At 73.2% G+C, this 6,732-nt stretch carries 8 protein-coding genes and 1 pseudogene; 1 reads left to right on the top strand and 8 read right to left on the bottom strand.

Annotated elements, in window-relative coordinates:
• Positions 1-65 precede the first annotated feature (65 nt).
• Positions 66-1,022: a transketolase family protein gene (locus AOK18_RS23260; protein WP_055695606.1), complete on the top strand. Its 957-nt coding sequence runs from the start codon at positions 66-68 to the stop codon at positions 1,020-1,022.
• Positions 1,023-1,035: 13 nt separating this feature from the next.
• On the opposite strand, the gene AOK18_RS23255 is transcribed toward AOK18_RS23260, so the two are convergent.
• From AOK18_RS23255 to AOK18_RS23220, 8 genes and pseudogenes are all read right to left on the bottom strand, one after another.
• On the bottom strand, positions 1,036-1,395 hold the full coding sequence (locus tag AOK18_RS23255; protein ID WP_055570775.1) for an MmcQ/YjbR family DNA-binding protein: 360 nt from the start codon (positions 1,393-1,395) through the stop codon (positions 1,036-1,038).
• Positions 1,396-1,498: 103 nt separating this feature from the next.
• The gene (locus tag AOK18_RS23250) at positions 1,499-2,404 is read right to left on the bottom strand and encodes a LysR family transcriptional regulator (protein WP_055695605.1); all 906 of its coding nucleotides are present in this window, start codon (positions 2,402-2,404) and stop codon (positions 1,499-1,501) included.
• Between the two features lie 86 nt (positions 2,405-2,490).
• Positions 2,491-3,690 carry a glycine C-acetyltransferase gene (locus AOK18_RS23245; protein WP_055570777.1) on the bottom strand — a complete coding sequence of 400 codons (1,200 nt, stop codon included), beginning with the start codon at positions 3,688-3,690 and terminating at the stop codon, positions 2,491-2,493.
• A 70-nt stretch (positions 3,691-3,760) separates the two neighbouring features.
• Positions 3,761-4,789: an L-threonine 3-dehydrogenase gene (tdh, locus tag AOK18_RS23240; RefSeq protein WP_055695604.1), complete on the bottom strand. Its 1,029-nt coding sequence runs from the start codon at positions 4,787-4,789 to the stop codon at positions 3,761-3,763.
• A 187-nt stretch (positions 4,790-4,976) separates the two neighbouring features.
• Entirely contained in the window at positions 4,977-5,552 is a 576-nt protein-coding gene (locus AOK18_RS23235; RefSeq protein WP_055570779.1) for a GAF domain-containing protein, read from the bottom strand.
• A 60-nt stretch (positions 5,553-5,612) separates the two neighbouring features.
• Positions 5,613-6,230, bottom strand: a complete 618-nt coding sequence (locus AOK18_RS23230; protein ID WP_055695603.1) for a GTP-binding protein — start codon at positions 6,228-6,230, stop codon at positions 5,613-5,615.
• Positions 6,208-6,579: a DUF742 domain-containing protein gene (locus AOK18_RS23225; RefSeq protein ID WP_055695602.1), complete on the bottom strand. Its 372-nt coding sequence runs from the start codon at positions 6,577-6,579 to the stop codon at positions 6,208-6,210. The genes AOK18_RS23230 and AOK18_RS23225 overlap by 23 nt, the downstream gene beginning before the upstream one ends.
• Before the next feature lie 2 nt (positions 6,580-6,581).
• Positions 6,582-6,732 (bottom strand): annotated as a pseudogene (locus tag AOK18_RS23220) (roadblock/LC7 domain-containing protein); the annotation flags it as partial.

The following is a 6,732-nucleotide window of genomic DNA, read 5'->3' as shown; positions in this document are numbered from 1 at the left end:
CCCCTTCTCCCCGCTCGTTCTGCCGGTTCCCCTTCCGGATCCTCCTCCTGAAAGGACCCCCTCCCGTGGACACCATGCGTGACCGGTTCGCTCCCGTCCTCACCCGGCTGCTGGACGAGGACCCCCGCGTCGCCGTCGTTCTCGCCGAGATCGGCGTGGACGCCTTCACCGGGGCCGCCCGCCGGCATCCGGACCGGGTCGTCAACGTCGGCATCCGGGAACAGCTCCTGGTGGGGGCCGCCGCCGGGATGGCGCTCACCGGTCTGCGGCCCGTCGTGCACACGTTCGCCAGCTTCCTCGTCGAGCGGCCGTTCGAGCAGGTCAAGCTGGACCTCGGCCACCAGGACGCGGGCGCGGTCCTGGTGAGCGCCGCCGCCTCCTTCGACTGGCCGGCCGGCGGCTACACGCACATGGCGCCGGGCGACGTGGCGCTGCTGGACACCCTGGACGGCTGGACCGTGCACGTGCCGGGGCATCCGGACGAGGCCGAGACGCTGCTGCGGCACGCGGTGGCCGCCGGGGACGACAAGGTGTACGTGCGGCTGTCCCTGCAGGCCAACGCGCGCCCGCTGCCGGTGGACGGCGGGCGGTTCCGCACCGTCCGCGAGGGCCGCGGGGGTGTGGTGGTCGCCGTCGGTCCCGTGCTGGACGCGGTGCTCGCGGCCACGGAGGGCCTCGACGTCACCGTCCTGTACGCCACCACGGTCCGGCCCTTCGACGCGGCCGCCCTGCGCCGGGCCACCGAGGCCGCGGGGACGGACGTCGTCCTGGTCGAACCGTATCTGGCGGGCACGTCGGTGGCGGCGGCGAACGACGCGCTGTCCGACGTGCCGCACCGGGTGCTGGGGCTGGGTGTGGGCCGGCGGGAGCTGCGCCGGTACGGGCGGCTCGAGGAACACGTCGCCGCGCACGGCCTCGACGCCCGCTCGCTGCGGGAGCGCATCGGAGCGTTCACCGCGGCCGGAGCGCCCCTCCGGCTCCGGCCGCGGTCCACCGGCCCGGATCGTGCCACGGTCCGCTGACGGCCTTCGGGGGTCAGTCCCCGGGCGGCAGGCCGAGCCGGGGATGCGCTTCGAGCAGCCGGGGCGGGGCCGTCTGGCGCCAGGAGTCGGCGAGGACGTCGTGCAGTTCGCCCTCGTCCTCCAGGGCGGCGAGGCGGACCCGGACCCAGGCGAACTGCGCCTCGTGATCCGCGATCCAGAACTTCTCCGACTCGGCGAGGGCCAGTTCGTCGCGCTCCTCCTTGGGGCAGCGCACGGCGATGGACGTCTCGTCCTCGGGCAGGGTGGCGAACATCTTCCCCGCCACCCGGAACGTGGGCATGCTCCAGGCCACCTTCTCCGTCGTGTCCGGGAGGGACAGCGCGATCCGTCGTACGTCTTCGGCATCCGGCATGGCAGGCAACGTAGCGGCCGCCACTGACAATCACCCGGTGGCGGGGGCCGGTTCCCCGCTCCGGCACCGGGCGGGCCTGAGGCCCGGGGGCCGGTCCCGGGCCCTACGCCTCGCCGGCGGCCTCGCCCAGCGCGTCCAGGACCGGGCGGATCAGCGGGTGCTCCTCGGCCCCCCGGCGGACGGCGGCGAAGACCCGGCGGGTCGGCACGACACCGTCGACCGGGCGGACGACCACACCGGCCAGGTCCATGCCGCGCAGTGCCGAACGCGGGACCAGCGCGACGCCCACGTCCGCCGAGGCCAGGGCCACCACCGCGCGGAAGTCGTCCGAGGAGTGCTCGAGCAGGGGCTGGAATCCGGCGTTCTCGCAGGCCAGGACGACGACATCGTGGCAGGGGTTGCCGGGGTACGGGCCGATCCACGGGTCCTTGGCCAGCTCGGCGAGCGGTATCTCGGCGGTGCCGGCCAGCCGGTGGGTGACGGGGACGACCGCGTCGAAGGGCTCCGCGTACAGCGGTACGTGGGACAGCCGGGGATCGTCGGCGGGCGGCGCGCCCCGGTACTCGACGGCCACGGCGACGTCGACCTGCCGGTCCAGCAGCATCGGCAGGCTGGCGTCGCCCTCGGCGTCCTGGACGCGGATGCGGATGCCGGGCGCCGTCTCGGCGAGGCGGACCACCGCGGGGGCGACCACCTCGGCGATCCCGGTCGCGAAGGAGGCGACGGTGACGGTGCCGGCCGCGCCCGCGCCGTACGCGGCGAGTTCGGCCGCGGCCCGCTCCAGCTGGGCGAGGACCACGTTGGTGTGGCCCAGCAGGATCTCGCCGGCCGGGGTCAGCCGCACGCCCCTGGCGCCGCGGTCCACCAGCCGGTGGCCGGTCTCCTGCTCCAGGGCGGCGAGCTGCTGGGAGACCGCCGAGGGGGTCAGGTACAGCGCGGCGGCCGCCGCCGTGACCGTGCGGTGGTCGGCCACCGCGCGGAGGATGTGGAGCCGCCGTGCCTCGATCATGGAACCGATTCTCTCAAACGCCGCCGCGCGCCCCGCCCGGGCGACCCTCGCGGGCGGGGCGCGCGGCGGGGCGCGTCAGGCCCCGCTCAGGCGTCGAGCTCCGCACGCGCCGCCACGAAGGCGTCCACCGCGCGGTTCACGTCCCCGGCGGAGTGCGCGGCGGACAGCTGGACGCGGATCCGGGCCTGTCCCTCGGGCACCACGGGGTAGGAGAAGCCGATCACGTACACGCCGCGCTCCAGGAGCAGTTCCGCGAGGCGTCCGGCGCGGGACGCGTCGCCGATCATCACCGGGGCGATGGGGTGGTCGCCGGGGAGGATGTCGAAGCCCTCCTCGGTCATCCGGCGGCGGAACAGGGCGGTGTTCTCACCCAGCCGGACCCGCAGGTCGTCGGCGGACTCCAGCAGGTCGAGGACCTTCAGCGAGGCCGCGGCGATCACCGGGGCGAGCGTGTTCGAGAACAGGTACGGGCGGGAGCGCTGGCGCAGCAGGGCGACGATCTCCGCGCGGGCGGCGACGTAGCCGCCGGAGGCGCCGCCGAGCGCCTTGCCGAGGGTGCCGGTGAGGATGTCGACGCGGTCCATGACCCCGTGCAGTTCGGGCGTGCCGCGCCCCCCGGCCCCGACGAAGCCCACGGCGTGCGAGTCGTCCACCATGACCATGGCACCGTGACGGTCGGCGAGGTCGCAGATCTCGGCCAGCGGTGCGACATGGCCGTCCATGGAGAAGACGCCGTCGGTGACGATCAGCTTGCGCCGCGCCCCGCCCTCGGCGGCCTCCTTCAACTGGCGCTCCAGGTCGGCCATGTCACGGTTGGCGTAGCGGAAGCGGCGGGCCTTGGACAGCCGGATGCCGTCGATGATCGACGCGTGGTTCAGCGCGTCGGAGATCACCGCGTCCTGCGCGCCGAGCAGCGTCTCGAACACGCCGCCGTTGGCGTCGAAGCAGGACGAGTAGAGGATCGTGTCCTCCTGGCCGAGGAACGCCGACAGCCGCGCCTCCAGCTCCTTGTGCACCTCCTGCGTGCCGCAGATGAAGCGCACCGACGCCATGCCGTAGCCCCAGCGGTCGAGGGCCTCGTGGGCGGCGGCGAGCACCTCGGGGTGGTCGGCGAGGCCGAGGTAGTTGTTGGCGCAGAAGTTGAGGACCTCGCCGGGCCGGCCGCCCGCGGTGACGTTCACGGTGGCGGACTGCGGGGTGCCGATCACGCGCTCGGGCTTGTGCAGTCCGGCGGCGCGGATCTCGTCGAGGGTGGTGCGGAGGTCGTCGCGCACGGAGTCGAACATGGAGAGGCTCCTGAAGGTGCTCGCGGAAGGGGGGAAGGGCCGGGAAGGGGCGACGGGGACGCCGGGGCGGCTACGCCGTCCAGTCGAGGATGATCTTCCCGCTGCGGCCGCTCGCCGCGTCCTCGAAGGCCGCCTCGAAGTCGCGGTGGGAGTACCGGCCGGTGATCACGGGGGCGAGGTCCAGGCCGCCCTCGAGGAGCACCGACATCGCGTACCAGGTCTCGAACATCTCACGGCCGTAGATGCCCTTGAGGGTGATCATCGAGGTGACGATCCGGGACCAGTCGACCGGGAACTCCTCGGCCGGCAGGCCGAGCATCGCGATCCGGCCGCCGTGGGTCATGTTGGCGATCATGTCGCGCAGCGCCTCGGGGCGGCCGGACATCTCGAGGCCGATGTCGAAGCCCTCGCGCAGGCCGAGGACGTGCTGTCCGTCGGCGATCGCCGCGTCCCGCACGTTCAGCGCGAGGCTCACGCCGATCTTGCGGGCGAGTTCCAGGCGTTCCTCGCTGACGTCGGTGATCATGACGTGGCGGGCGCCCGCGTGCCGGGCCACCGCGGCGGCCATCAGGCCGATCGGCCCGGCACCGGTGATCAGGACGTCCTCTCCGACGAGCGGGAAGGACAGGGCGGTGTGCACGGCGTTGCCGAACGGGTCGAAGATCGCGGCGATGTCGAGGTCGACGGGGACGCGGTGCACCCAGACGTTGGCCGCGGGCAGGGTCACGTACTCGGCGAACGCGCCGTCGCGGCCGACGCCGAGACCGACGGTGGCACGGCACAGGTGCCGTCGTCCGGCCTGGCAGTTGCGGCACTTGCCGCACACCAGGTGGCCCTCGCCGCTGACCCGGTCGCCGGTCTTGATGTCGCCGACGTCCCGTCCGGTCTCCACGACCTCACCGACGAACTCGTGACCGAGGATCAGGGGGGTGCTGATCGTCTGCCGGGCCCAGCCGTCCCAGGCGCGGATGTGCAGGTCGGTGCCGCAGATGCCGGTGCGCAGCACCTTGATGAGCACGTCGCCGGGGCCGACGGCCGGCTCCGGGACGTCCGCGAGCCACAGCCCGGGTTCGGCCTTGTCCTTGACGAGCGCCTTCAACGCACGGCTCCTCGGGGGTGGGTCCCGGCTCCGGGCATGCCGGAGCAGCCCTGGCCGGGAGCGGAGTGGGATCGCACTGCAATCTGCCGTACGACACCCTCACCGGTCCATCGAGGATTTCTTAAGCGCGGCCACAGCTTTCCTTCACGCCTCACCCCATCGGCGGCAGCGCACCGCCTCCCCCGGTTCAGAACGGCAGTCCGTCGCTCTCCCCGCGTTCGATCCGCACGACGAGGTCCGCGGCCTGTCCCTTGATGGCCGCGAGCCCTTCCTGCCCCCAGGCCCGGGGCCGGGTGTCGGAGACCGACACGGTGCCCAGCACCATGCCGGTGCTGTCGATGAGCGGGGCACCCAGGTAGGAGCGCACCCCGAACTCGTCCACGACCGGGTTGCCCGCGAACCGGGGGTAGTCGCTCACGTCCCCCAGGGCCAGCGCCTTGCGGCGGACCACCACGTGGGGGCAGAAGCCGTGGTCCCGGGGCAGCGACCGGCCCAGCAGTGCGCCGGTGCCGTCGCCGCGGACCACGGGCGCGACCGCCGGGGTGTGCAGCCCGGCGAAGAACTGGCCTTCCTGCCCGAGGAAGTTGACCATGGCGTACGCCGCCCCCGTGAACCCGGCGAGGCCGTAGGCGAAGGCGTCGAGGGCGGGCTCGGGGCGCTCGCCCAGTCCCAGCCGGCGCAGTCGTTCGGTGCGGGCCGGGGCCTCCCTGTCCTCGGGGGTGAGCAGCAGACGACCGGCCGGGCGCGGCGGGTCGTAGCTCATGGGCGGGCTCCCTGGATGTGGGCACATGTCATATACGGGCTCCGTGTCGGTGTGGGGGTGTCACGTGTGGGCGCCGTACCCCGTGGCGGTGGCCGGGGCGTGGGCGATGAGGTGACGGACCAGGGTCAGCAGGGTCTGGACGCCCGAGCTGGAGATCCGGGCGTCGCAGCACACGACGGGGATCCCGTCCGGCAGGTCCAGGGCGGCGCGTACCTCCTGGGGGTCGTAGCGGAAGGCGCCGTCGAACTCGTTGACGGCGATGATGAAGCCGAGGCCGCGTTGCTCGAAGAAGTCGACGGCGGGGAAGCACTCCTCCAGGCGCCGCGTGTCGGCGATGATGACCGCGCCGAGTGCGCCTTCGCAGAGTTCGTCCCACATGAACCAGAACCGTTCCTGGCCCGGTGTGCCGAACAGGTAGAGCACGTGCTGCCGGTCCAGGGTGATGCGGCCGAAGTCCATCGCCACGGTCGTCTCGACCTTCTTCTCGATGCCGTCGAGCCGGTCGGTGGCGGCGCTGACCGTGGTGAGCAGTTCCTCCGTGCTGAGCGGCGCGATCTCGCTGACCGCGCCGACGAAGGTGGTCTTGCCCACGCCGAACCCGCCCGCGACGAGGATCTTGAGCGCGGTGGGGAACACGTCGGCGTCGGCGCCGTGGTCAGAGCTGTCGTCGTAGTCCATCGAGCACTGCCTCCAGAAGGGCCCGGTCCGTCGGATGGTGGTCGGACACGGGGGGTTTGGTGGTGAGGCCTCCGCCGTCGACGAGGTCCGCCAGCAGCACCTTGGTGACGGCCAGCGGCAGCTTGAGGTGGGCGGCCACCTCGGCGACCGGCAGGGGCGCGCGGCACAGTTCGAGTGCCTGGGCGTGCTCGGGGCCGAGGTAGCCGAAGGGGGTGGTCCCGGTGGCCATCACCTGTGACATCAGGTCGAGTTCGACGGTGGGGCGGGTGCGGCCGTCGCTGACGGTGAAGGGGCGTACCAGCCGTCCGGCCGCGTCGTCCAGCCAGGGGCCGTCACCGGCCGTCGCCACGTTCAAGGCCTCATCGCCGGGGGTTCGGCGGCGTGCTGCCGGGGGGCGGTCACCAGGTACGGCCTCACGCTCTTGACCAGCATGGCCATCTCGTAGCCGAGCACCGCCGCGTCGGCCTCGCGGCCGGCCAGCACCGCGAGGCCGACGCGGCGG

This window comes from Streptomyces prasinopilosus (assembly GCF_001419695.1).
In the GTDB taxonomy this organism is placed as follows: Bacteria; Actinomycetota; Actinomycetes; order Streptomycetales; family Streptomycetaceae; genus Streptomyces; species Streptomyces prasinopilosus.
Note: the sequence above shows the minus strand (reverse complement) of the source record. Positions and strands in the feature narration are given on the sequence as shown.